The following is a 21,628-nucleotide window of genomic DNA, read 5'->3' as shown; positions in this document are numbered from 1 at the left end:
GGAAACAAGGCTCCTGTGAGTCGGTTCCTGGAACAGGAGGAACGGTCTATCGCCCCGGCGTTCCCAGGAACAAAGCCTCGCACTCCCGCATTCCCCCTGCACGCAATCGAGGAGGACAAGATGCGGAAATGTCTGTTTGCTGCCGCCATGGTCACAGCCATCGCGGCCCCTGCGTTCGCGGACGAAGTCGGCGTTCACGTCGGCCCGGTCGGCGCCGGCGTGACGGTCGGTCAGTCCCACGAGTATCGTGAGCGGGACCGCGATCGCGATCGCACCACCGTGATCAAGGAGCGTGCGCCCGCGGACCGCACCACGGTGATCAAGAAGGAAGATGAATTCGGCAATCGCAGCAAGACCGTCATTCATCACGATAACGACTGATGGAGCGAGGCCCCGGCTGGCGCCGGGGCCCGCTTCCGCACGCTGTCTGCTCATCGAGAACTCGGGGTAGGATGAAAATACGCACGCATGCGGAAAGCCACGTCGTCGAGCTCGACGACGGATCGCAATGGCAGATTTTCCCCGGCGATCTCGCGACCACTCTGAGCTGGAAGCCAGAAACCGATTTGCGTCTGGAGCGCCGCAGCGACCGGGTGAGCTCACATGTGCTGGTGAATGCAACGGACCAAACCCGCGTCCGGGTGATCGCCGCAGACGAGACCTGGCCCGATGGCGAGGTTAAGAAAGTATTGAAGGGTGAATAGGGCTCCGCTGCGCCCGGTCGCATAACCCCGATCTTAAGCCTGTCACTTTACGGTCGGTTCGCTTCCGTCGGCGCAGAATGCGCGTGTGAGCGAACTGTTCGACATCATCCGCGCCAATCCCTGGCCCTTCGGCGCCGGGCTGTTCGTCGTGATCCTGATGATCATCGCGGAGAATTTCGGCCGCGGCATTCAGGGCGGCGGCGACGCGGGCGGCGATTTCTCCGATGCCGGCGGGTGTGACGGCGGTGACGGAGGAGGCGGCGATTAGATTTAGCCCGCGTCGGACGCGGTTCGCCTAGTCCTCCTGCAGATCAGCCGCGATGCCTGCGAGCCAGCGGCGAATGCTTTGCTCGGCCTTGGCATCGAGGCCATTGGCGAGGCGCTTCTCCAGCGCAATCACACGTTCCCTGCATGCCTTCAGCAGCGTGGCGCCGCGCGGCGTCAGCGTCCATTGCTGGATGCGGCCGTGGACGGGATGAGGCGTCATCGCAATCGCGCCGTCGCGTTCGAGGTTGCGGATGATCACGCCGACGGTCTGCGGCGTCAGGAAGGTGAGGCGGGCGACATCGGCGCCCGACAGGCCCGGATAGGCGTTGAGCATGGTCAGCACGGCGAATTGTGGCGAGGTTACGCCGAGATCGGCGAGTGTCCGCTCCATCGTCAGGCGAACCGCGGCATGGGCCTGGCGCAGCAGGTAGCCGAGATAGCCTTGCTCTCCGCGCTTGCCTTCGCCCGGCGCGGGCACGCGAACGGCACCGTCGTCGGAAGCCGCGGGGGCTTTCCGCAAGCCTTTCGATCTCGTGATATTAGCCGTCTTGCGCAGCATGTAAGAGCTCTTATACAATGTAAGCACTCTTACAATAACACGAGGTGCACGGCAATGTCACACGCCCGCAGCGAATACGAGAACTTCAAGACAATCGCGCCCGATGCGTATGAGCTGGTGCTGGCACTCGGGCAGCTTGCGGCCAAGGCGGGCCTGGACAAGCAGCTCCTCGAACTGGTCAAGCTGCGCGCCTCGCAGATCAACGGCTGTGCCTTCTGCCTGCAGCATCACATCCTGCTCTCGGAGCGGATCGGCGTGCCCCTGGACAAGCTCAATCTGGTCGCGGTCTGGCGCGAAGCGCCAGTCTTTTCCACGCGCGAGCGCGCGGCATTGGCCTGGGCCGAAGCCCTGACCGTCCTGCCCGACGGCGTCAGCGATGAGGTCTACGCGGAAGCGACCCGCGAATTCTCCGAGACCGAGCTGATGTACCTGACCTCGGCGGTCGCCTCCATCAACGTCTGGAATCGGTTTGGCGCGGCCTATCGCTGGACGCCGGCGAAGCGGCCGGTCGCGACGAATGCTGCGGCATCCTGATTGCCAAAAGCGAACAAGGGGAGGTTGTCATGACCGCAATGAGTTTGAACACTACACAGCGCCCGGCGCCGTCGCGCTCGATGGCGCTGGCCGTTGTCGGCGGGCTCGCCTGCGCGCTGGCGGTCGGCAAGGCGTTGCCGGTGGCGATGGACACGGTTTCCGGCGTACTGGCGCCGCTCTGCGCGACAGCCGCGGAGAGCTCGCCGCTCGACAAGGTCGAGCCGATCGGCTCCTACGCACTGCCTAACGTGCCGGGCAAGCGCGTCACCATCGTGCGCGTCTTCTATGGCCCCGGCGGATTTTCGCGGCCGCATCGCCACGCAGGATCGGTGACGGCCTACGTCACCAAGGGGGAGATCCGCTCCCAGCTCGGCGGCGGCCCGGTCGAGACGTTCGGGGTCGGCCAGTCGTTCTTCGAGCCGCCGGGCGCGACACATCTGGTGTCGGCGAACGCCAGCGCCACGGAGCCGGCGGAATTGATCGCGGTGTTCGTGGCGGACGAGGGTGCGCAGCTCACGACGTTTCTGGATTGATCCGTAGCCCGGGTGAGCGAAGCGACACCGGAGAACGGTCGCGATGAGAATCCCCGGATGTCGCCCCGCTCATCCGGGATACGCGTCAGCGCGTTCTCTCGTCAGCCTCCGTACGACGCCGGATCGGGATTGTCCGACGGATGCTCGAACGACTTCTTCATCGACACCGGCATCGGGACGTGGAAGTTCAGGCCGCGCGGCGGCACCGGCTCCATGAACCATTTGTTGTAGATCTTTTCGATCTCGGGGCTCTTGTAGAGCTTTGCGGTGGCGCGATCGACCACGGTCTTGAACGGCACGTCGTCCTTGCGCAGCATGATGCCGTAGGGCTCCGGATCGGAAAATGCGCCGGAGCTGATCGCGTAGAGCGACGGATCCTTCGACGAAGCGATCATGGACGCAAGCTGGATGTCGTCCATGACGAAGGCTTCGGCGCGGTCGGTCTCGACCATCAGGAATGCCTCGGGAACGTCCTTGGCGTTCATCACGGTGATGCCGAGCGAGCGTGCCGCGTTGGCCTTGTTGAGCTGGGTGATGTTGGTGGTGCCCGAGACCGAGACGACGGCCTTGCCCTTGAGGTCATCGACCTGGTCGAGCTTCGAGGCCTTCTTCGACACGAAGCGGCTCGCCGTGAGGAAATGCGTGTTGGTGAACCACACCTGCTTCTGGCGGTCGGCGTTGTTGGTGGTCGAGCCGCATTCGAGGTCGATGGTGCCGTTCGCCATCAGCGGAATTCGGTTGGACGACGTCACCAGGTTCTCGTTGACCGCGAGCTTGTCCAGTTTCAGCTCGGCCTTGATCTCGTCGACGATCTTCATGCAGATGTCGATGGCGTAGCCGACGGTCTTCTGCTTCTCGTCGATATAGCTGAAGGGCACTGAACTGTCGCGGACCCCGAGCGTGATCGCACCGGTCTCCTTGATCTTCTTCAGCGTGCCGGTCAGTTCCTGCGCCTGAACCGGTATGGCGAACGTGATGGCCAGAGCGGCCGCCGTGGTGAGACTACGCATGTACTTCCCTTCCTTCAGTTAGCCTGCCGGAAGCAAAGCAATTCTGGGGCCAGAGAAGGCGGGTGGTTCGGGGAAATCCGGATGCCGATCCGGTCAGGTCTCGCCCGCCGAGCCGCCCGTCCCGAGGCGCGCTGCGCGATGGGGCGCGAGCTGCCTCAATTCTCCTCGCTGCTCGAGCCTTCCCGCTGGTCCGGCTTGATCACATCCTCAGGCAGCGCATGGGCCACGGGCTGCGGGGTGCCCGCGATCTCCGGGCCGACCTCCCGGCCGCGTGCGCGGATCAGGCGTTCATAGGCGGAGACCAGCGTGATGTAAGGGCTAACCCAGATCCAGCCGTCGCGGGTGAACACCTGGACGTCGAAATGCAGGTGCATCGACGTGCCGGCGGGATGGTCGAGATAGTTCGAGACCAGGCCGATCTTCTCGCCTTCGGTCACGATGCGGCCGTTGAGCAAACCGTCGGCATTCATCGCCTGCGGGTTCATGTGCATGTAGCGGAAGCGGATGTGTTCGGTGCGGCTGTTGATCTCGAGCGTCGCGGCTTGGTCCTTGGAGCTGCGGATCACGATGGCGTCGCGGACGGCGACGACGGCGCGCTGCTTGGGATCGCAGGGGGCACGACCTTCGCCTGAAGGAGGGCATTCGGCGGCGCGGATGTCCTCGCCCTGGTGACCGTAGCCGCCGCCGCATTGCCAGACTTCGAAGCTGCGGGACTCGCAGAAATTGTCGCGCCAGGGAAAGGCAGTCGGACCGTCATTCTTGTCGCGCTTGCCGTAGGATTGCGAGCGCACGAAAGCGGGCGCCTTCTCCAGCGGAAAGCGGATTTGCGCATAGGCCATCACATCGGGATGGCCGCTCTTGTTGCGATAGCCGGTGTTCGGGATGATGTCGCCGCTCGGCCGGTAGCTGAAATCGGCCGAACGCCCCGAGGGACGATCGATGACGTCGGAGGCAACGTCCATCAGCGGCCGCATCCGCTGGCCGCCGGCGACGCGCAGCGCCTTCAGGAAGCGTTCGGCGACGGGATAGGCTTCCTTGCAGGCGAGCCTCCGCGGTTTTGCGACGCTGTCCAGGCACTGGATGGAGACGACATAGGCGATGCCGAAGCGGGTGAAGGCGTAGCGCACATAGCCTTCCCGGATGAACTTGCGCAGGTCCGGATAGAGGGCTGCCAGCGGCTTGACCGGTTCGCCCTTGCCGCCGGCGGGGTCGGCGACGTCATAGAGCAGCGCAGAGCCGGTGATCTGCACCTCGACCGGTCTCGTAAAGACACGCGTCGGCATGCCGTCGCCGGCGCCGGGCTCGAGCGAGAAGCTGGCGCTGTATCCCGCAGGGCCGGCGTCGAACATGTCGACGGAGTTGAAATCGGCCTGGTAGCGCGACAGCGACAGGCTCGGCGGCGCGCCGTTGCGCTGGGCCTCCAGATAGGCGCCTGCATCGAACGGCAGCAGCACGGGTACGGAGCTGCGGGCAATGCCGGTGAAGAATTGGGAGGAGACTGCGTTCAGCTGCACCAAAGCCGGCATCGCGCGCGGATCGTAACGCGGCACGGAACGGCGAGGCACGAAAATGAAATCGCCGGCGACCCGGGGGCGGCTGTTGATCTCGGTGCGGAGCTGGTCGAGCGCTGCGCGCCAATCGACGCGCAGGGCCGAGAGCGAGGGGCTGCGGAATTCATCCGCAGCCAGCGGAGCGGCAATGAGGAGCGACAGCGACGCCAGAACAAGCGAGACGAAGCGGAACCTCTTCCTACCCACTGTCTCGCCCCCCGGCGGTACCTGTTCCGATCCTCGATCCCTGGCTTAGTCCTTGGCGCGCTCGGAGTAGGAGCCGTCTTCGGTCATCACCACGATGCGGGTGCCGACGGCGATGTGCGGCGGCACGGTGGTGCGGATGCCGTTGGAGAGCACCGCCGGCTTGTAGGACGACGAAGCGGTCTGGCCCTTGGTCACCGGCTCGGTCTCGACCACTTCCAGCGTCACGCGCTGCGGCAGCGCGAGCGAGACCACGTTGACGTCGTGGGTCGACAGCTTGACGGTCATGTCCGGTTGAAGATACGCGGCGGAGTCGCCGACGACGTCCTTGGACACCTGGACCTGGTCGTAGGTCTCGGGGTTCATGAAGTGGTAGCCGTCGCCATCTTCGTACAGGAAAGTGTAGTTGCGCTCTTCGATCGTGGCCTTTTCGACCTGATCGGTGGTCTTGTAGCGCTCGGAGATCTTTACCCCGTCCGAGATTCGGCGCATTTCGATCTGGCTGACCGGGGTGCCCTTGCCGGGATGGATGTTCTCGGCGCTGACGACGACATAAAGCTTGCCGTCTTGCTCGATCACGTTGCCCTTGCGAATAGAACTGGCGATGACTCTCAAAGCTATATTTCCTGCTTGCTTGGCCCGGCTCCGGCCAGGACGTGGTCAAATCTCGGGGGGACTCGGGGTCTCAAATCGGACCTCAGCGCCCGTTTCGGGGCGCAACATACGCATTTTGTCGTTGAATGCCAGCATTTTGCTGGCCAGCGGGGCGGCGGGCTGATGGCTGGGGACAAGCCGATTTCGCCGTTCTGGTCTCCCTCGCGGCACCTCGACCGGCGGCCGTTCCTCCAGGCCAGGGGGGCTATTACCGGGGCTCTACGGGGCTTTTTCACCGAGCAGGGGTTTGTCGAGGTCGAAACCTCCGTCCTCCAGATCTCCCCGGGCAACGAGACCCATCTGCACGCCCCCCGCACGGAGGTCATGCGGCCCGACGGCACCCGCGCCAGCCGATATTTACGGACCTCGCCCGAATTCGCCTGCAAGAAGCTGCTGGCGGCCGGCGAGGGGCGGATTTTCGAGTTCGCCCGGGTGTTCCGCGACCGCGAGCGCGGCGACCTGCATCTGCCGGAATTCACCATGCTGGAATGGTACCGGGCCAGCGCCCCCTACGACGCCATCATGGCCGACACCGTGGTCGTCATCGCCCGGGCCGCGCAGGCGACCGGGATCGGGACCTTCGCGTTTCGGGGCCGGACCGCCGACCCCTTCGCCGACCCGGAGCTTCTGACGGTCGCGGGCGCCTTCGAGCGGTTCGCCGGCATTGATCTGCTGTCGACAATCTCTGGCGGCGAGGGTAACCGTTCCGCGCTCGCCCAGGCGGCTGGCGGCAAGGTCCGTGTGGCCGAGGACGACACTTGGTCGGACATCTTCAGCAAGGTTCTGGTCGAGCATGTCGAGCCGCATCTCGGGCAAGGACGTTTGACCATTCTGTTCGAATACCCATCTCCAGAGGCGGCGCTGGCGCGGGTGAAGGCTGACGATCCCAGGGTCGCCGAGCGGTTCGAGGTCTATGCCTGCGGCGTCGAGCTCGCCAACGGTTTTGGCGAACTGACCGACGCCGAGGAGCAGCGCCGGCGCTTCACGGGGTCGATGGCGGAGAAACAGCGCCGTTACGGCGAGGCCTATCCGCTCGACGAGGACTTTCTGGCCGCGGTCGCCGCTATGCCGGAGGCGAGCGGCGTCGCGCTGGGTTTCGACCGGCTGGTGATGCTGGCCAGCGGTGCAACGCGGATCGATCAGGTGGTGTGGACACCGCCTGCCAATGAAACGTAAGCGAGACATGACGAAGACCAATCTTGCACGCACCTTGCGCGAACCGGCCGAGCTCGTGGCCGAAGGCTTGGCGACCGCCACAGCGCTGCCTGCGCTGGAGCGCGTCGCCGCGCGCTACGCGGTGGCGATCACGCCGGCGCTGGTCGAGCTCATCGACACATCCGATCCCGATGACCCCATCGCCCGCCAGTTCGTGCCCACAGCGGCGGAACTGGAGATGCAGCCGGGCGAGAACGCCGATCCGATCGGGGATCACCCCCATTCGCCGGTTCCGGGCATCGTGCATCGCTACCCCGACCGCGTGCTGTTCAAGCTCGTTCACGTCTGCGCGGTCTATTGCCGCTTTTGCTTCCGCCGCGAGATGGTCGGACCCGGCAAGGAGAACGCGCTCTCGGACAGCGCTTATCGTGCTGCCGTTGATTACATCCGCGCGCACGACGAGATCTGGGAGGTGATCCTGACCGGCGGCGATCCCCTGATGCTGTCGCCGCGTCGCTTGAGCGAGATCATGGCCGATCTCGCCGGCATTGATCATGTCAAGATCATCCGCCTTCACACCCGCGTGCCCGTCGCCGACCCCGCGCGCATCAGCGACGAGATGGTCGCAGCGCTGAAGGTTGCGGGCGCGACCACCTGGGTTGCGCTCCATGCCAACCATGCGCGCGAGCTCACGGAAGGTGCCCGCGCCGCCTGCGCGCGGCTCGTCGATGCCGGGATTCCCATGGTAAGCCAGTCCGTGCTCCTGCGCGGCGTCAATGACAACGTCACCGCTCTGTCGGATTTGATGAGGGCTTTCGTCGAATGCCGGATCAAGCCCTATTATCTGCATCACGGCGATCTTGCGCCGGGCACCGCGCATCTGCGCACCACGCTGGCCGAGGGGCAGGAGTTGATGCGGCAGCTGCGCGGACGCGTGTCAGGACTGTGTCAGCCGGACTATGTCATCGATATTCCCGGCGGCGCCGGCAAGTCGCCGGTGGGACCGAATTACGTGTTGGCGCCGCAAAATACCGCACCCGATCCGCGTGAAGCGACGCCGGAAACGCGCTATCGTATCGTGGACTATTGCGGCGACGTTCATCTCTATCCGCCCGGGACGTGAACGGTGACGGATTGGACGTCGGTTTGAGAATGGAGGAACGGACATGAAGAGGATCATGCTGGCAGCAGCGCTCGTGGTCTTGCTCGGCGGCGCGGCGGTTGCGCAGACCGGCACCAAAGGTTCGACGTCAGGCGGCGCCACGTCGGGTTCAGTGCCACAGGCACCTGTCGGTCATCGCCAGCCGCGCGCCAGCGACGTGCCGAGCGAGAAAAATCTGAACGATCCGAACAATCCCGTGAACAAGGAAGACGCTCTGCTCGACAAGAAGATCAAGAGCATCTGCCGCGGCTGCTGATCGCTTCGACCTCTCCCCGCAGGGGAGAGGTCGAATTGAGCAAGCGACGGACACTTCACCTCATCACGCTCTCAGGCCGTGCGCTCGTGCAGTCCCGCGCGCTGGGCGTTGCGCCGGATCTCGACCGCATCGGCGAGCTGCTCGAGCACGGTTGCCGTGGTGGCCCAGTCGATGCAGCCGTCGGTGATGCTCTGGCCGTAGACGAGCGGCTTGCCCGGAACCACGTCCTGGCGGCCGGCGACGAGATTGCTCTCGATCATCACGCCCATGATGCGGTTCTCGCCACCGGAGATCTGGCCGGCGATGTCGGCCATGACCAGCGGCTGGTTTTCCGGCTTCTTGCTCGAATTGGCGTGGCTCGCATCCACCATCACCAGCGGCGCGACGCCGGATTTCGCCAGCTCGTTGCAGGCGGCCGCGACGCTTGCCGCGTCATAGTTCGTCTGGCTGCCGCCGCGCAGGATGATGTGGCAGTCCTCGTTGCCCGACGTCGAGGCGATCGCCGAACGGCCGAGCTTGGTCACCGCCATGAAATGATGCGGATGCGAAGCCGACTTCACCGCGTCCGCCGCGATCCGCACATTGCCGTCGGTGCCGTTCTTGAATCCGACCGGGCAGGACAGCCCGGAGGCCAGCTCGCGATGGATCTGGCTCTCGGTCGTGCGCGCGCCGATCGCGGCCCAGGACACGAGGTCGGCGATGTATTGCGGCGTCGTCATGTCGAGGAATTCGGCGCCGGCCGGAAGGCCGAGATTGTTCACCGCCGACAGCACGTTGCGCGCCAGCCGCAGGCCCTTGTTGATGTCGAAACTGCCGTCGAGATCGGGGTCGTTGATCAGTCCCTTCCAGCCGACGGTGGTGCGCGGCTTCTCGAAATAGACGCGCATCACGATCTCGAGCTGGTCGGCGAGGTCCTCGCGCAGTTTTGCCAGACGCTCGGCGTAGTCGAGCGCGGCCTTGGGATCATGCACCGAGCAGGGGCCGACCACGACCAGAAGGCGGTCGTCCTGGCCGGTGAGGATGGCATGGATGGCGTTGCGCGCTGCCATCACCACACGCGTTGCCGTGAGCGTGCGCGGGACCTCCCGCATCACCTCATCCGGTGTGCTTAGCTCTTTCAGTTCGCGGATACGAAGATCGTCGGTCGTGCTCAGCACGGCGGGCTCCTGTCTTTTTCGAGAACCTGCCGGCCAATAAAAAAGCCGCCAGGTCTGGCGGCTGTTCGGACGTTTGCTTCAATATTTCAGATTGAGCGCGATCCTCCTGCCGCCAGCGAGCTGTCGTAGCTAAAGTACCAAAAATAGCTGGTGGCGACGGTGATCATGGAAGGCCATATAGCGTGCCATTGGCGGGTTGTCACCCCCCCAATCGGCTTGGCAGGCGACGAGACCCTTCAGGTGTTGCTGTTGCGTGCCGCCAGCGCCATGCCGATCAGGGTGGCGCCGCCGAACAGCAAATTGATACCGACGAGCACGCCGATCGCCCATTCCGCCGAACTCGGCAGCCCCGTGATCACCATGAACGAGATCGCGATGTCGACGAGGCCCGAGATCAGCAGCCACGACCAGCGGCCGCTCAGCTCGCGGCGGTGATCGAGTGCGTACATGATGGTGGCGACGCCCTCGGCGAGGAAGTAGGCGCCGAGCACGATGGTCAGCGTCAGCACGGCCTGCATCGGCCGCGCCAGCAGCAGCAGGCCGGCGAGCACAGCCAGCGCAGCCGAGATCAGCGACCACCAGAAGCCCGGCGTGCTGCGGGCCCAATAGGTCACGATCAGCCCGCCGATGCCGCTGATCAGGAACATCCAGCCGAGGAAGATCGCGATGGCAAGGCTTGCGAGCGGCGGCAGGATCAGCGCGGCGATGCCGAGCACGGCGAGCAGGATGCCCTCGAACAAAAAGGCCTTCCAATGCGCCTTCACCGTCTGGCTCATGGCGGATTGCAGCCGTGAAAAATCCTCGGGCGATGTCATGATGACCTCTAGGTGGCGACGGATGCGCTCAATCTAGTGCGGGTGCAGCGCACTTGCCATCCCGTGACTTACCCTCCGCCGTGCGCCGACGAAAAACCCTCGCCACTGGTGCGAACGCGGTTGCGGCCGAGAATGTAGATCGCGATCGTGACAATCAGAAGCGCGAGGCCGAGCAGGATCGAAACGAAGCCGATCGGGATCAGCGCCAGCGTCAGGTTGCGCTCGGGGTTGATCAGCCAGTGATGGATCGAGGTCAGCACGAAGGCGAGGCCGAGAAAGCCGACGCCGCCGCCGGCCAGCAGCAGCGCCCACATCCGGCGCAGCTGGCTGAGCCGCTCCCGCGCGACGTCCGTGCGTGGCGCGTGGTGGCGCGCGACGCGCCGGACCAGGCGTATGGCGAAGGCGATCGAGCTGAAGCCGATCAGCAGGCTCGCGGCGCCAAGCCACATCCGCAGCGTCGGATCCAGATCCGGCATTCTTTGCAAGGTCAGCAGCGGGAAGTCGAAGGCCGAATGCAGCGCGAGCGGGCCCGCGAAGATCAGCAGGCGGCTGGAGAGACGGGCCCAGTCGCGATGGTGGCGGTTCGCGCCCAGCGCCGTGCCGGCGCGCGCGATCGTCAGATACGCGCCGGCGATGATGCCGAGCGCGCCGTGGAACGGCACAGTCAGCACGCTACGCAAGGCGGCCAGCGAGCGCCACATCTCGGCGTGCTGCACCAGATAGGCGAGGTTCTCGTAGGCGGCGAAGCCGAGACCGACCGCCGCGCCATAGACAACGGTGTCCATCGGATTGGCGAAGGTCCGCCGCTTGGTCGAGGAAATCAGCACGATGGCGACCACCTTGACGGCTTCCTCGGGGAGCGCGACTCCGAAAATCGAATGCATGGCCAGCGCCGCCCAGGGGTTGTCGGGGGTCGCGACCATCTTGGCGAAGGGGGCGCGGGCGAGGCCGAGCAACGAAATGCTGGCCGCGCCGAGCAGGAAGGCGGTCCAGACCTGGGCCGGCGGCCCTGGGCGCTCCTCGGCGGCGATGACAAGCCACAGCATCAGCAGCGCCGGGGCGATGGCGGCAGTTCCGATGACGGTGGGTAATGCTTCAATCAGGTACATCGGCGCCGAAAATAGGTTCCCTTGGTTCGCTAATCTACGTCTACCGATGCGACCATGTGTCATGCGCCTGCTGTCGCCTCGCTTAACGAGCGTGACAGCTTCCGTTCATCGACACCACCATCGATCGCGCGGTCAGGATCTGGCAACGATTGGCTAGCAAGATCAAGGGAATGCGCAGGTTTCTTCCATTCACGATGCACGTGTCCCGCCGACGAGTCCGGAGGCGGGGTTACGTCCGCCAGGACAACGCGCGGCCCGGTAGATCGGCCTAGTCACGCTTCCTTGTGCGCCGGCTGGGCGATGTGGCGATACGGCGGGCCCGCATCCGTTCCAGCTCCCAGAAGGCGCGCACGAGGCACGTGCCCAGGCAGAACACGATCAGCAGCAGCAGGAAGGCTTGATCGACGGCGGCGACATGGATCATGGCCATTGCAAAGCAACGCGCATGCCATGCTTCGCCACAGCGGCCTGCGCTCGGCGCAACCGCGCCTTCCACCAGGGGCTGCTTGCGGGGGTTCGAATCGGCGCCTTGCGGCCGGGCGATTGGAGCTGCCGCTTCCTGCCTTCAGTGTGCGGTGAATGGCGGTCGGGCGTTCGGAGCGATGTCGAAGGCGCCGAGATGGAATTCCTCGCCGACGGACTCGTCCGGCTCGACGTGCTGCGCGAGCAGTGTGAACGCGGCCTGCGGGTATTGCTTCCAGATCTCGAGATCGCCGGCGGTGATGGTGAGCCAGCCGAAGGTGTACATGTAACGTCCGGGCTCGGTAACCCGGCCGACCCTGTCCCAGGTGATCTTGTCGACTGCCATTCGGTCCCCCGATCGCAAGTCTGCAAAACAACGTCCGGCGCGAGGCGCAGACCCTTGAAAAAGTGATCCCGCAATGGGGCCGCGATAGGGCAGCGATGCGGAGGCAAGACGGCCGCTATCAGGCCGGCTGCGGCACGGGCGAGCGCACGATCAGGCGGACGAGCTCGTCCCGCTGCTGCTTCTCGGCGAATTTGACCGCAAAGCCGTGGTCGAATTTGCGGATGACGCGCCCGACGCAGGCGCCGACCGCGAGCGGGGTTCCGATCGGCGGGTCGTATTGGCAGGATATCGCGACGCCGGCCGTGGAGACGTCGATGATGAAGCAGGGATGGGTGCTGCCGTCCGCGAGCGTCAGGAAGGTGTGCGAGACCTGCGGAACGAAGCGCGCGTCATTCCGCAACTCCTGGACGCTGGCGTCCTTCTGCTTTTTCTCCAGCCAGGTCAGCTTCTCCGACATCCAGGCGCGCCGCGCCCGCGTCATGTCGAGCTCCATCAGGAAGCCCGACTTCAGCGTTGCGCTGATCGTGCATTGGAACTCGCCGAAATCCTGGAAGTAGGAGGTCACGCGCTCGCCGATCTTGCCGACGACAGGCACGTCCACGATCATGCGGAACGGCGAGACGCGCTTGGTCCGGCAGGCGAAGGTCCGGAGCTTGCCCTCACAATCGTACCAGCGCGGCAGCGAGTAGCTGCCGCTCACGGTCACGTCCACTGCACGCTGCCTGAGGAATTCTGCGACGGACATCAGCGCCAATCGGGTTTCGGAGGATTTCCGTATTTCCACGGTAGTCGTCAAATTCTAAGCAAATGATACCGTCGCTCATGAGCAGGGGTTAATTTCGGGTAAATTGACGGGGCGGTAATGCGCCGGGGGCAGCGACATGAGGTCCCGATCATGGGGCGCGCGCATTCACAACCGCGTCATTGCGACAGACGGTTCGGTGGTGGGCGTTCAGAGGGAGGCCAGCAGCACCAGCAGGGCCAGCACACCGATGGCGATGATGAATTTGATCGTCGCCCAGGTCAGATTGTCCGATCTGATCTCCCATCCGAACCGCGGCCATGCGCGCCGCATCGCGAGCGCGGTCAAGGCCTCGATGGTGGCGAGCGCGAGGGCGATGCCGGCGAGGAGCGACCATGACCCGGCCGGAGGTAACCACGGCGCCAGCCAGGCCGGCACGGCGCCGTTGAGGGACGCCAGCAGCGCGAACCATCCGAACAGGTAGGCGAAGCCCTTGATGATGTCGGATCCGACGGCATCGGGCTCGAGGCGGATGCCGATCGCTGCAAACGCGCGTTCGATGCGCTCGCCGTCGGCGAAGAAGAGAAAGGCGCCGAGATAGAGCGGAACGCGCGACGTGAAGAGGAGGGCGATCACGCCGAACAGAACGCTGTAGCCGAAGGCGTCGCCGAGAATGTCCATGCCGCTCGTGCCGGCCGGCTCGGGCGCCGCCGCCGCGGCCTGACGCTGCGGAAGCGATCTGACCCGGGCCATGTGCTCCAGCATCCTGGCGCGCCGGTCCGGTGTGGAGGGCCTCGAGCGGTGCATCCAGGGCGGCGGCGCCGGCGATGCAACGCCGGACGGGCCGTCCGAGGGGGATTTGGGCTGTTCCATGGGCCTGCACCGGTTCCGATCGGATCTTGGTCGGAGGTGAGGGCCGGGGAGGTTCACGGGCAAGGCTTGCGAATTTCGCCGCGCCGATGGCGCTCCCTAGCGGAATCGAACCGCTCTCTCCACCGTGAAAGGGTGGCGTCCTAACCGATAGACGAAGGGAGCAAACGCTAAGCCCCGCCGCTTTTGACGGCACGGCCGCGGCCGCACGAGTCGTGCCCGGCGGCTTGCAGCGGGCGAACGTATAGTGGCCTTTCGGCCGGCGGGCAAGCCGTTCGGGAACGGTCTTTTGGAACCGTGGACAGCGCCGGCGAAGCGATGATTCCGAGCCGATTTCAACGGTTTCTTAGGGCGCCCTGAGGTAGCGCTGGAGCGGGAGATTTCACGCCAATGCCACCGCCCAAGAAGCGCGCAGCCCGCAAGCGGCTGTCGCAGCACGCCTGGATCACGCTCGACGGCGGGTTCGCGGCGCGGCACTGCCTGGTCCAGGACATCTCGAACTCGGGCGCCAAGATCACGCTGGACGAGGACGCCAGCCAGCTGCCGGGCGTGATCCGGCTGGCCTTCGCGCGCGATGCGCGCACCGGGCGGAGCTGCCAGGTGGTCTGGCGCCGCGGCAAGTCGGCCGGGATCAAATTCATCTGACATCGCCGCGGCTGCGCGCCGGATGGCGCGCGGCACCTCGCCGGGCTAGAACGCTGCCATGCGCACGCCGCTCCTCATCCTGATCTCGTTGCTGGCCACCTCCGCGGCCACGGCTGAGGCCTTGCGCCTTCCGGCCGCCGAGCCGCCGCAGGCGGGCAAGACGCTGCCGCTGAAGGGCGCGGCCGGGACGGCGAAGGCGGGCTCCTGCGCCTCCTACGGCCGTGGCTTCACCATGGTCGAGGCGAGCGGCACCTGCGTGAAGATCGGCGGCTCGATCAGCATCGAGACCACGGTCAGGCGGTAGCCCCTGTGACGCCGGATCTGATGCGGCCCGACATCATCGTCCCCGTCGTGATGTATTGCGCGCTGCTGTGGTGGGTCGGCCGAGGCCTGAGCTGGACCGCAAAGCTTGCCACCGCGGCCGTGACGCTGGTGCTGATCATCTGCGTGCTGCTGGTCGAGCGCGGCTGGGGCTAGGGCGCGCCACCCCACCCCACAACAAAAAGCGTGAAAACAACCCCATGCACAGTAGCCGTCAAGTGCGGCGGCGATGATGAACGCCTGCGCGGCAGCGGCGATTCATCATACACTCATCGCAGCTTATGCCGCGTCAGCGGCTCACGACATCGGCGGTGCGACAAACTTTGCAAATCCATCCCGCTTGCCGAGCTCGGCGAGCCAGCGCGTCAGGTTCGGCTGGGCGGGGCGGGTGATGCCTTCTACGCCGAGCCAGCGCCGCGCATAGGATCCAACAGCGATGTCGGCGAGCGTGAACGCCTCGCCGTCTATGAAGCGCCGCGTGGCGAGCAGGCGGTCGGCGATGGCCCAGACTTCGGCGGCGGCATCGGCATCGCGCTGCACCTGGATCATGTCGCGCTCATTGGGCGCCGTGCGCACGGTGCCCCAGAACACCGGGCGGTCGACCGGCTGCACCGCCGACAGCGTCCAGTCGAGCCAGCGGTCGACGCTCGCGCGCAGCTTTGGCGCGTCCGGATAGATCGGCGTGCCGCGCCCATGCGCAAGGCAGAGATAGCGCATGATGGAATTCGACTCCCACAGCACGAAGTCGCCCTCGACCAGCGTCGGGATCCGCGCATTGGGGTTCATCTTGAGATACTCGGCCTCGCGGGTCTTGCCGTATTGCATGCCGGCGTCGATGCGCTCGCAGGCAAGGCCAAGCTCGGCGAGGCACCAAAGCACCTTCTGCACGTTGACCGAATTGGCGCGGCCCCAGATCGTCAGCTTGGCATCAGGCATGAAGTTTCTCCCGCGACGTTGTTCAGTGTCGTAGCCCGGATGAAGCGCAGCGCAATCCGGGGGGCTTCGGCGGCGGCGGTCCCGGATTACGCTTCGCTCCATCCGGGCTACGGGTCCACCGTGCGCGGTGATAGCGGAATTCTGCGAAAGCAGCGATGCGCGATTGCGGCGAGCCTCTCATGCAAAAAGCTCCGCCCGGGGCGGAGCTTTCATTGCAGTTGCACCTGACGATCAGCGGCCGAAGAACAGCCACAGCAGAATGATCACCGGGATCGGCACGCCCAGCATCCAAAGCAATATTCCTCGTCCCATTGCGTTCTCCTCCAATCGCATTGTCGAGGAGTGAACGCGCGCGGCGAGAGCTTTGTTCCTAGGGGAATGGCCCTACCAGTGGCCGGTATTCGGCATCGAGACCCAGGGCTCGGCCGGCGCCTTCGGCTCGCCCTTCTGGAGCAGCTCGATCGAGTGCAGGTCGGGCGAGCGGACAAAGGCCATGTTGCCGTCGCGCGGCGGACGGTTGATGGTGACGCCGGCTTTCATCAGCTGCGCGCAGGTGGCGTAGATGTCGTCGACCTCATAGGCGAGATGGCCGAAGAAGCGATCCTCGCCATAGGTCTCCTCGTCCCAATTGTAGGTGAGCTCGACCAGCGGCGCGCCGCGCGTCTGCGGCTGCTTCTTCAGCGCCTCGAGATCGTCGGCCGAGCACAGGAAGACGAGCGTGAAGCGTCCCTTGTCGTTCTCGATCCGCCGCACCTCCTTCAGCCCCAGCGCATCCTGGTAAAACTTCAGCGCGACATCGAGATTGCGCACGCGCAGCATGGTGTGGAGGTATCGCATGGTTGTTGCTCCCTTGAACGGATGGGGTTTTGCTTTGGGCCGGGACGGCGGGGACAGGAGATAGCAGGAAAGTGGGAGGAGGGGCAGGGTGAGGGTGCACGTGTGCGTGAAGGGGGCGGTTCGACTCTGACTGCGTCACGTCCGAAGCAGTCCGGCCATCTCCTTCCAATGATAGATTCTGACCTTCTCCGTTGGATGGCGTGCGGCCTTAGCCATGGCGTGCGCGATTTCGTTGCCGGTGAGCCCGCGATACCGGTCGATCGGGCCAACCAGCAGCGGATTGAGCACGCCCCATATCGCGATGATGAGACGTTCACGCGGGCGGTCTTCATCGCGCTCGCCGAGGATCATCGACGGTCGGAAAATATGCGTGTGGTCGAAATCGAGCGCGAGAATGTCCCGCTCCACCTCACCCTTGGTCCGGATATAGAACACGCCGGAACCGGCGTTGGCGCCGACAGCCGTGACAAGGAACACCGACCGCGCGCCGTTCGCCTTGGCGATCTCGGCCGCTGCAAGCGGATAATCATGATCGATCTTGTAATAATCGGCCTCGTCAGGCGTATGCTTGCGCGTCGTTCCGAGCGCGATGAAAACCTCGTCCGCGATCAGCTGCGGCTTTAGCGTGGGCAGGGAGGCGAGATCGCCGATCAGCACCGTGAGCTTCGGATGGCTGACCGCCAGCGGCTTGCGAGCCATCGCGATGACCCGTGAATAGTCGGGACTGTCCAACAGGTCGCGCAGCAAATGCGAGCCGATGAAGCCGGTCGCGCCGAAGAGAAGTGCGGATTTCCTGCAAGGTACCGTCTTGTGTTGATTGCGTGGTCGGAATTACGGTGACAGTGCCTTTAGTTGGCGCTCCCGCGAGGTTGCTGGCCGAAGCCCCCGAGGGGGGACGATCGTAAATCATTTTAGTGCACTGTCACCGTATTTCCGATGACAGGCGTGAAGTCCGAGCGCCGTGTTACACTTTCGTGATGCGAACGTTCATAGTGCAGGGCAGGAGGTGCTGAAGAAAGTGCAGCTTGCTGAGAGCAAAATAATAGAAAGTAGACAACGTACCTGGGCGCTGCTTGTGTTCAGGAAAGTATTCGATGGCCATGCTGGCGCCAGTTGTGGAGACATGAGCAGCCAGCCGGTCGATCCGAAGGACGTCTTCGTCAACGGCGGCGTGGTCAGATCGCTTTTTGTTTACGAACTTGCTCATGAGTCGATAGAGATATGCCGGCGAGGTCGGCTCGTAGAGCAACACGATCCGGCCGCCGGGCCGCAGGACCCGCATCATTTCGCCCAAGGTCTCTTGATAGCGATCGTCTATGATGAAGTGATGGAAGGCGGCAAAGCAGAACACCACGTCGAAAGACTGATCTGAAAACGGCAGGTCCGCAGCGCTACACGACCACTTCTCGTCAACCGTTGCGCCAATCAGGCTCTCATATTTGGCGGTTACTTGAAGGGCATGCGGACTGATATCGCTGGCGATAACGTAGCATTGCGGATATTGCCGCTTAAGCATCACGCTGGCCCAACCTTGACCGGCGCCGACCTCGAGGATGCGCTCGGCGCCCCTCAGGCCAAGAAACGCCTCGGTCATTCGGAATGTCAGCATTACTCGCGACTTGTAGAGGGTGTTTTCGAAGATGTCGGCGTTGGGGCCTTCACCGGGGTCGCTTTCCCAGAACACAAGTTCTTTCTGATCGCTAGTCGAGAGCTTGTGGCTGGCGAATACGGCGACGGGGCCAACAAAACTGGTGACGACGCCCGGAAGCGTGGATATGTGCATATGTAAAAACTCGCAAAAATTGTGTTCTGTAAATACGTACCCAAAGATTGTGCTCTGATCGCGGACTTTGGCGAGGAAAAGGAAGATTAGCGCGACAGGTCGTCGGCTCGTGTAAGCGCTCCCTCGGGGACCAAGAAGGTCCCCTGCACCTCTACGTTTGCAGCAGGCCTGCTCAATCCAGATCGGCCTAGAGCTTCCTGCCTGATATCGTTGCTACGAACACGACGCCGAAATGCTTGCGGATGTCCATAGAGATATCCTTCATTCCACAGCCGTCGAACTCTTGGAGTAGATTGCGGAGGCTGTAAGAGTGCATCTTCATTGGCGGTTCGATTTTGTCGCGCCCTTTGATGAATCGAGCTAGACGATATTTGTGATACTGAAATTCCTTCCGAAGAGGTTGGTCGACTTCGACGGAAAAATCCAGGACGGCTGCCCCACCGCTGTTGACGCGATTTAGAAGAGCCCGCAGGATCCTCATGCCACGCTCGACTGGAATGTGTTGCATCGCAATCTTACTCAGTATGAAGTCAAAGGATCCGGTCACTCTTGAGAGGCTGTCATCAGACTCAAGAATGGAAACGTTGTTGCGTCCGAGTTCAGCGACATTCTTGCGCGCTTCTCTCATCATTCCATCTGAAATGTCGACGCCCGCCACCTCTTCGAAGCGACGTGAAAGTGGTATGAGGAGCCTGCCCACGCCACATGCAAAATCGAGTGCTCGTCCAAACTTGATTGGCTCTCCAAAGCGGTTTGCTTGATCGATAGCGAGATCAACGTCACGTTCACCCGTTGCGAAGAACTCGGATTTGTTCGCTTCAATCTGTTCTTTTCGAAATTGTTTGTGAGTGACTACACCGAAGTAGGGATCACGCTCGCCCCATTCTTTCCAATCTGCGTCGGTACTACCGGCCAATTCTGCCTCCCTAAAGAACCGCTCGTTCTGTTGCCCAGAAAAAGGCTTGCGGCCCGATAATAAACCTTAAGTAGATCGTAGTTTTGCACACTCGGAATCCTGGTCAAGGTTTTGTGACCGTTTTAGGTAGATATACTTTCGACGGGAGGGTGTTTCGGAGGTGTCCGACTACCTTGGAATGAATTACCGTGACAGTGCTCAACTCAACGACAGCAGGCGTGAGTAGGGTGCACTGTCACCGCCAAATCAGAGAGAACCTTCGATTGCGGCGGTCCGGGAAGTTACCGGGAAGTTACGGTGACAGTGCACTAAATTGACGTGGCGCAGCTTTCGGCGCATATTTCGGCATGGCCCGCCTCGCCCGTGTCGTCATTCCCGGTCATCCCCACCATGTCACCCAGCGCGGCAATGGCCGGGCGCGCACGTTCTTCGAGGACGGCGACTATGCGCTCTATCGCGACCTGCTCGCGGCGAATTGCGAAGCCGCAGGCGTCGAGGTGTGGGCCTGGTGCCTGATGCCGAACCACGTCCATCTCGTTCTGGTGCCATCCGATCCCGACGGTCTGCGCCGCGCGCTGGCCCGTGTGCATCGAAGCTATGCCGGAACCATCCAGGCGCGACGCAAGCGCACCGGCCATTTCTGGCAGGGCCGGTTTGGCGCCGTCGCCATGGACGAGCCTCATCTTGCGGCGGCGCTGCGCTATGTGTCGCTCAATCCCGTGCGCGCGCGCCTGGTGAAGCGGGCGCAGGATTGGCGGTGGTCGAGCACGCGCGCGCATTTGCACGGCAGGGACGACGGCGTCACCGCGCTGGCGCCCGTCCGGGACCGCTTCCCGCACTTTGCCGATCTGCTGACGACCGAGCCGGAGGCGGATCTGTTCGATGTATTGCGTTCGGCGGAGAGCATCGGCCGGCCGCTCGGCGACGACCGCTTTCTCGCCCGCATCGAGCGCCAGACCAAGCGGGTTCTGAGGCCAGCCAAGCGCGGGCCCAAGCCGTCCGCGCCGGAAGAAGAATGAGCTTCGGTCGGTGATTTTGTGCACTGGACTGCACCCCTGCAGGCCAACGCTGTCACCGCAATTGCGAAATGCTTGGGTTGGCGGCGTTTGAACCCCTGCCAGCCTGGTGACGACCAAACGGCATGGAAAAAGTCGTCCACGATCTGCTGGCGCCAATTGTGAGGTCCTTCATTTCGGACTGGGGATTCGCGCTGTTTCAGAAATTGGCGACCTGGCTTGATGCCAGGATTGCAAGCCGAGCAGCGAGGGTCGTCATAGGGCTGTTTCTCGGTCTGACGGCCATAGCCTCAATCGTGACCGTCACGGCGCTGTCTGGCTTTTGATGTCCGCGGACCGTCGCTGACGATTGTTTCATCGCATGTGTTGACGGCTTCGCTGATTGGACTCAGGCTGTTGCGCAGGGGCGGGGGCGCCAATTGAGTGCACTGTCTCCGCGGCTCGCACAACCGCGGGCCACTGATCATTTCGACCGCCATGGGGTCATCCGCGGTATCCAGCGCGGGACGGCGGCGCGGAACGCCTCGTACTCTCTCCCAAACGTCCGCTCGAGCGTGGGTTCTTCGTACGCCACGACGAAGACGTGGAAGGCGAGCCAGAGCAGCGCGCCGTAGACGACGAGGCGCCAATCGCCCATCAGCACCGCTTGACCCAGGATGATGGCAACGACCGCGACGTATATTGGATTACGCACATAACGGTAGAGACCGGTCACCACGAGATTCCGGGTCGGCGCGATGGGCGCGGGGGTGCCGAGACCCTGCAGCGCGAAACGCGCAAATGCGTCAACGAGCCCAGGCACGCCTGCGAGAATCATTATCGCGCCGATGCCGCGCGTCAGCTCCAGACCAAGGAACGGCGGCCGGAGTTGCCAATCCGTGATCGACCACGGAACGAGCCCCGCCAGCGTACATGGGGCGACCACGAAGAAAACCGCCGAGCCCAGGACGGCAATGGTTCGTTGCACGGCGGTTCCCGACACTCGCCGCGAGCTCATTCGAACCTCCCCTTCATGGTTTCCTCATCCGGGGGCCGACACGCTCGCCATGTTATCCCAAAAGCGGAAACCGCGCACGGCTAAAGCC

Annotated in this window: 29 protein-coding genes, 1 tRNA gene and 1 pseudogene; 13 read left to right on the top strand and 18 right to left on the bottom strand. The window is 63.8% G+C overall.

Features of this window, described 5'->3' with window-relative positions; all coding sequences use genetic code 11:
- Positions 1-120: 120 nt before the first annotated feature.
- The 3 genes from AC1RUR_RS23705 to AC1RUR_RS23695 all read left to right on the top strand — a co-directional run bounded on the left by AC1RUR_RS23705 (position 121) and on the right by AC1RUR_RS23695 (position 972).
- Positions 121-381, top strand: coding sequence for a hypothetical protein (locus tag AC1RUR_RS23705; protein ID WP_492848395.1), 261 nt, complete (start codon positions 121-123; stop codon positions 379-381).
- Between the two features lie 71 nt (positions 382-452).
- Positions 453-704, top strand: coding sequence for a hypothetical protein (locus AC1RUR_RS23700; protein ID WP_492848393.1), 252 nt, complete (start codon positions 453-455; stop codon positions 702-704).
- Between the two features lie 85 nt (positions 705-789).
- Positions 790-972, top strand: a complete 183-nt coding sequence (locus tag AC1RUR_RS23695) for a hypothetical protein (protein WP_492848391.1) — start codon at positions 790-792, stop codon at positions 970-972.
- 27 nt (positions 973-999) lie between these two features.
- Here AC1RUR_RS23695 and AC1RUR_RS23690 read toward each other — a convergent pair whose 3' ends face one another.
- On the bottom strand, positions 1,000-1,530 hold the full coding sequence (locus tag AC1RUR_RS23690; protein WP_492848389.1) for a MarR family winged helix-turn-helix transcriptional regulator: 531 nt from the start codon (positions 1,528-1,530) through the stop codon (positions 1,000-1,002).
- Between the two features lie 54 nt (positions 1,531-1,584).
- On the opposite strand from AC1RUR_RS23690, the gene AC1RUR_RS23685 reads away from it, so the two are divergent.
- Both AC1RUR_RS23685 and AC1RUR_RS23680 read left to right on the top strand, forming a co-directional pair.
- Positions 1,585-2,064: a carboxymuconolactone decarboxylase family protein gene (locus AC1RUR_RS23685; protein WP_492848387.1), complete on the top strand. Its 480-nt coding sequence runs from the start codon at positions 1,585-1,587 to the stop codon at positions 2,062-2,064.
- 29 nt (positions 2,065-2,093) lie between these two features.
- Positions 2,094-2,597 carry a cupin domain-containing protein gene (locus tag AC1RUR_RS23680; RefSeq protein ID WP_492848385.1) on the top strand — a complete coding sequence of 168 codons (504 nt, stop codon included), beginning with the start codon at positions 2,094-2,096 and terminating at the stop codon, positions 2,595-2,597.
- Between the two features lie 101 nt (positions 2,598-2,698).
- Here AC1RUR_RS23680 and AC1RUR_RS23675 read toward each other — a convergent pair whose 3' ends face one another.
- The 3 genes from AC1RUR_RS23675 to efp all read right to left on the bottom strand — a co-directional run bounded on the left by AC1RUR_RS23675 (position 2,699) and on the right by efp (position 5,976).
- The gene (locus tag AC1RUR_RS23675; protein ID WP_492848384.1) at positions 2,699-3,607 is read right to left on the bottom strand and encodes an amino acid ABC transporter substrate-binding protein; all 909 of its coding nucleotides are present in this window, start codon (positions 3,605-3,607) and stop codon (positions 2,699-2,701) included.
- A gap of 155 nt (positions 3,608-3,762) precedes the next feature.
- Positions 3,763-5,364 (bottom strand): M23 family metallopeptidase, encoded by a 1,602-nt coding sequence (locus tag AC1RUR_RS23670; protein ID WP_492848383.1) that lies wholly within the window; start codon positions 5,362-5,364, stop codon positions 3,763-3,765.
- 45 nt (positions 5,365-5,409) lie between these two features.
- Positions 5,410-5,976 (bottom strand): elongation factor P, encoded by a 567-nt coding sequence (efp, locus tag AC1RUR_RS23665; protein ID WP_492848382.1) that lies wholly within the window; start codon positions 5,974-5,976, stop codon positions 5,410-5,412.
- A gap of 162 nt (positions 5,977-6,138) precedes the next feature.
- On the opposite strand from efp, the gene epmA reads away from it, so the two are divergent.
- From epmA to AC1RUR_RS23650, 3 genes are read left to right on the top strand one after another with little or no spacing between them, the layout of a single operon-like run.
- The gene (epmA, locus tag AC1RUR_RS23660) at positions 6,139-7,191 is read left to right on the top strand and encodes an EF-P lysine aminoacylase EpmA (protein WP_492848381.1); all 1,053 of its coding nucleotides are present in this window, start codon (positions 6,139-6,141) and stop codon (positions 7,189-7,191) included.
- A 7-nt stretch (positions 7,192-7,198) separates the two neighbouring features.
- Positions 7,199-8,293, top strand: coding sequence for a lysine-2,3-aminomutase-like protein (locus tag AC1RUR_RS23655; protein WP_492848659.1), 1,095 nt, complete (start codon positions 7,199-7,201; stop codon positions 8,291-8,293).
- A 43-nt stretch (positions 8,294-8,336) separates the two neighbouring features.
- A complete protein-coding gene (locus tag AC1RUR_RS23650) occupies positions 8,337-8,588 on the top strand; it encodes a hypothetical protein (RefSeq protein ID WP_492848380.1) in 252 nt (83 codons plus the stop codon).
- Between the two features lie 71 nt (positions 8,589-8,659).
- Here AC1RUR_RS23650 and AC1RUR_RS23645 read toward each other — a convergent pair whose 3' ends face one another.
- The 8 genes from AC1RUR_RS23645 to AC1RUR_RS23610 form a co-directional block, all read right to left on the bottom strand.
- A complete protein-coding gene (locus tag AC1RUR_RS23645; protein ID WP_492848378.1) occupies positions 8,660-9,745 on the bottom strand; it encodes a 3-deoxy-7-phosphoheptulonate synthase in 1,086 nt (361 codons plus the stop codon).
- A 236-nt stretch (positions 9,746-9,981) separates the two neighbouring features.
- Positions 9,982-10,560 carry an HdeD family acid-resistance protein gene (locus AC1RUR_RS23640; RefSeq protein ID WP_492848376.1) on the bottom strand — a complete coding sequence of 193 codons (579 nt, stop codon included), beginning with the start codon at positions 10,558-10,560 and terminating at the stop codon, positions 9,982-9,984.
- Positions 10,561-10,628: 68 nt separating this feature from the next.
- The gene (locus AC1RUR_RS23635; protein ID WP_492848374.1) at positions 10,629-11,669 is read right to left on the bottom strand and encodes a PrsW family glutamic-type intramembrane protease; all 1,041 of its coding nucleotides are present in this window, start codon (positions 11,667-11,669) and stop codon (positions 10,629-10,631) included.
- A gap of 268 nt (positions 11,670-11,937) precedes the next feature.
- On the bottom strand, positions 11,938-12,093 hold the full coding sequence (locus AC1RUR_RS23630) for a hypothetical protein (RefSeq protein WP_492848372.1): 156 nt from the start codon (positions 12,091-12,093) through the stop codon (positions 11,938-11,940).
- Between the two features lie 141 nt (positions 12,094-12,234).
- Complete coding sequence (locus tag AC1RUR_RS23625; RefSeq protein WP_492848370.1) at positions 12,235-12,477, bottom strand: hypothetical protein; 243 nt, start codon at positions 12,475-12,477, stop codon at positions 12,235-12,237.
- A 118-nt stretch (positions 12,478-12,595) separates the two neighbouring features.
- Entirely contained in the window at positions 12,596-13,222 is a 627-nt protein-coding gene (locus AC1RUR_RS23620) for a PilZ domain-containing protein (protein WP_492848368.1), read from the bottom strand.
- 207 nt (positions 13,223-13,429) lie between these two features.
- Positions 13,430-13,972 (bottom strand): hypothetical protein, encoded by a 543-nt coding sequence (locus tag AC1RUR_RS23615; RefSeq protein ID WP_492848366.1) that lies wholly within the window; start codon positions 13,970-13,972, stop codon positions 13,430-13,432.
- A gap of 207 nt (positions 13,973-14,179) precedes the next feature.
- A tRNA-Glu gene (locus AC1RUR_RS23610) sits at positions 14,180-14,254 on the bottom strand.
- Between the two features lie 225 nt (positions 14,255-14,479).
- Between AC1RUR_RS23610 and AC1RUR_RS23605 the strand changes: the two genes are divergently transcribed.
- The 3 genes from AC1RUR_RS23605 to AC1RUR_RS23595 are packed head-to-tail and all read left to right on the top strand — an operon-like array spanning position 14,480 to position 15,211.
- Entirely contained in the window at positions 14,480-14,734 is a 255-nt protein-coding gene (locus AC1RUR_RS23605; RefSeq protein WP_492848364.1) for a PilZ domain-containing protein, read from the top strand.
- Between the two features lie 58 nt (positions 14,735-14,792).
- Positions 14,793-15,038, top strand: coding sequence for a hypothetical protein (locus AC1RUR_RS23600; protein WP_492848362.1), 246 nt, complete (start codon positions 14,793-14,795; stop codon positions 15,036-15,038).
- 5 nt (positions 15,039-15,043) lie between these two features.
- A complete protein-coding gene (locus AC1RUR_RS23595) occupies positions 15,044-15,211 on the top strand; it encodes a hypothetical protein (protein WP_492848360.1) in 168 nt (55 codons plus the stop codon).
- A 141-nt stretch (positions 15,212-15,352) separates the two neighbouring features.
- Here the strand turns inward: AC1RUR_RS23595 and AC1RUR_RS23590 are convergent, their stop codons facing one another.
- The 5 genes and pseudogenes from AC1RUR_RS23590 to AC1RUR_RS23570 form a co-directional block, all read right to left on the bottom strand.
- Positions 15,353-15,991: a glutathione S-transferase family protein gene (locus tag AC1RUR_RS23590; protein ID WP_492848358.1), complete on the bottom strand. Its 639-nt coding sequence runs from the start codon at positions 15,989-15,991 to the stop codon at positions 15,353-15,355.
- A 384-nt stretch (positions 15,992-16,375) separates the two neighbouring features.
- On the bottom strand, positions 16,376-16,828 hold the full coding sequence (locus tag AC1RUR_RS23585) for a VOC family protein (protein ID WP_492848356.1): 453 nt from the start codon (positions 16,826-16,828) through the stop codon (positions 16,376-16,378).
- Between the two features lie 135 nt (positions 16,829-16,963).
- Positions 16,964-17,599, bottom strand: a pseudogene (locus AC1RUR_RS23580) (oxidoreductase); the annotation flags it as partial.
- Between the two features lie 193 nt (positions 17,600-17,792).
- Positions 17,793-18,611, bottom strand: a complete 819-nt coding sequence (locus tag AC1RUR_RS23575) for a class I SAM-dependent methyltransferase (protein ID WP_492848354.1) — start codon at positions 18,609-18,611, stop codon at positions 17,793-17,795.
- Between the two features lie 187 nt (positions 18,612-18,798).
- Positions 18,799-19,527 (bottom strand): class I SAM-dependent methyltransferase, encoded by a 729-nt coding sequence (locus AC1RUR_RS23570; RefSeq protein WP_492848352.1) that lies wholly within the window; start codon positions 19,525-19,527, stop codon positions 18,799-18,801.
- Between the two features lie 347 nt (positions 19,528-19,874).
- On the opposite strand from AC1RUR_RS23570, the gene AC1RUR_RS23565 reads away from it, so the two are divergent.
- Positions 19,875-20,546: a transposase gene (locus tag AC1RUR_RS23565; protein ID WP_492848350.1), complete on the top strand. Its 672-nt coding sequence runs from the start codon at positions 19,875-19,877 to the stop codon at positions 20,544-20,546.
- A gap of 122 nt (positions 20,547-20,668) precedes the next feature.
- The gene (locus AC1RUR_RS23560) at positions 20,669-20,869 is read left to right on the top strand and encodes a hypothetical protein (protein WP_492848348.1); all 201 of its coding nucleotides are present in this window, start codon (positions 20,669-20,671) and stop codon (positions 20,867-20,869) included.
- A gap of 137 nt (positions 20,870-21,006) precedes the next feature.
- On the opposite strand, the gene AC1RUR_RS23555 is transcribed toward AC1RUR_RS23560, so the two are convergent.
- Positions 21,007-21,540, bottom strand: a complete 534-nt coding sequence (locus tag AC1RUR_RS23555; RefSeq protein WP_492848346.1) for a methyltransferase family protein — start codon at positions 21,538-21,540, stop codon at positions 21,007-21,009.
- Between the last annotated feature and the right edge of the window lie 88 nt (positions 21,541-21,628).

This window comes from Bradyrhizobium sp. GW821-FHT12B03 (assembly GCF_058807535.1).
The sequence above is the reverse complement of the archived record's forward strand: the minus strand, read 5'-3'. Positions and strand labels throughout refer to the sequence as shown.

Coding starts and splice junctions, on each gene's coding strand:
- AC1RUR_RS23690 (WP_492848389.1), bottom strand. CDS start 1,530: ATGCTGCGCAAGACGGCTAATATCACGAGATCGAAAGGCTTGCGGAAA.
- AC1RUR_RS23650 (WP_492848380.1), top strand. CDS start 8,337: ATGAAGAGGATCATGCTGGCAGCAGCGCTCGTGGTCTTGCTCGGCGGC.
- AC1RUR_RS23600 (WP_492848362.1), top strand. CDS start 14,793: ATGCGCACGCCGCTCCTCATCCTGATCTCGTTGCTGGCCACCTCCGCG.
- AC1RUR_RS23560 (WP_492848348.1), top strand. CDS start 20,669: ATGGAAAAAGTCGTCCACGATCTGCTGGCGCCAATTGTGAGGTCCTTC.
- AC1RUR_RS23655 (WP_492848659.1), top strand. CDS start 7,199: ATGACGAAGACCAATCTTGCACGCACCTTGCGCGAACCGGCCGAGCTC.
- AC1RUR_RS23705 (WP_492848395.1), top strand. CDS start 121: ATGCGGAAATGTCTGTTTGCTGCCGCCATGGTCACAGCCATCGCGGCC.
- AC1RUR_RS23640 (WP_492848376.1), bottom strand. CDS start 10,560: ATGACATCGCCCGAGGATTTTTCACGGCTGCAATCCGCCATGAGCCAG.
- AC1RUR_RS23575 (WP_492848354.1), bottom strand. CDS start 18,611: ATGCACATATCCACGCTTCCGGGCGTCGTCACCAGTTTTGTTGGCCCC.
- AC1RUR_RS23630 (WP_492848372.1), bottom strand. CDS start 12,093: ATGATCCATGTCGCCGCCGTCGATCAAGCCTTCCTGCTGCTGCTGATC.
- AC1RUR_RS23585 (WP_492848356.1), bottom strand. CDS start 16,828: ATGCGATACCTCCACACCATGCTGCGCGTGCGCAATCTCGATGTCGCG.
- AC1RUR_RS23625 (WP_492848370.1), bottom strand. CDS start 12,477: ATGGCAGTCGACAAGATCACCTGGGACAGGGTCGGCCGGGTTACCGAG.
- AC1RUR_RS23565 (WP_492848350.1), top strand. CDS start 19,875: ATGGCCCGCCTCGCCCGTGTCGTCATTCCCGGTCATCCCCACCATGTC.
- AC1RUR_RS23680 (WP_492848385.1), top strand. CDS start 2,094: ATGACCGCAATGAGTTTGAACACTACACAGCGCCCGGCGCCGTCGCGC.
- AC1RUR_RS23615 (WP_492848366.1), bottom strand. CDS start 13,972: ATGGCCCGGGTCAGATCGCTTCCGCAGCGTCAGGCCGCGGCGGCGGCG.
- AC1RUR_RS23685 (WP_492848387.1), top strand. CDS start 1,585: ATGTCACACGCCCGCAGCGAATACGAGAACTTCAAGACAATCGCGCCC.
- AC1RUR_RS23590 (WP_492848358.1), bottom strand. CDS start 15,991: ATGCCTGATGCCAAGCTGACGATCTGGGGCCGCGCCAATTCGGTCAAC.
- AC1RUR_RS23675 (WP_492848384.1), bottom strand. CDS start 3,607: ATGCGTAGTCTCACCACGGCGGCCGCTCTGGCCATCACGTTCGCCATA.
- AC1RUR_RS23635 (WP_492848374.1), bottom strand. CDS start 11,669: ATGTACCTGATTGAAGCATTACCCACCGTCATCGGAACTGCCGCCATC.
- epmA (WP_492848381.1), top strand. CDS start 6,139: ATGGCTGGGGACAAGCCGATTTCGCCGTTCTGGTCTCCCTCGCGGCAC.
- AC1RUR_RS23620 (WP_492848368.1), bottom strand. CDS start 13,222: ATGTCCGTCGCAGAATTCCTCAGGCAGCGTGCAGTGGACGTGACCGTG.
- AC1RUR_RS23605 (WP_492848364.1), top strand. CDS start 14,480: ATGCCACCGCCCAAGAAGCGCGCAGCCCGCAAGCGGCTGTCGCAGCAC.
- AC1RUR_RS23700 (WP_492848393.1), top strand. CDS start 453: ATGAAAATACGCACGCATGCGGAAAGCCACGTCGTCGAGCTCGACGAC.
- AC1RUR_RS23555 (WP_492848346.1), bottom strand. CDS start 21,540: ATGAGCTCGCGGCGAGTGTCGGGAACCGCCGTGCAACGAACCATTGCC.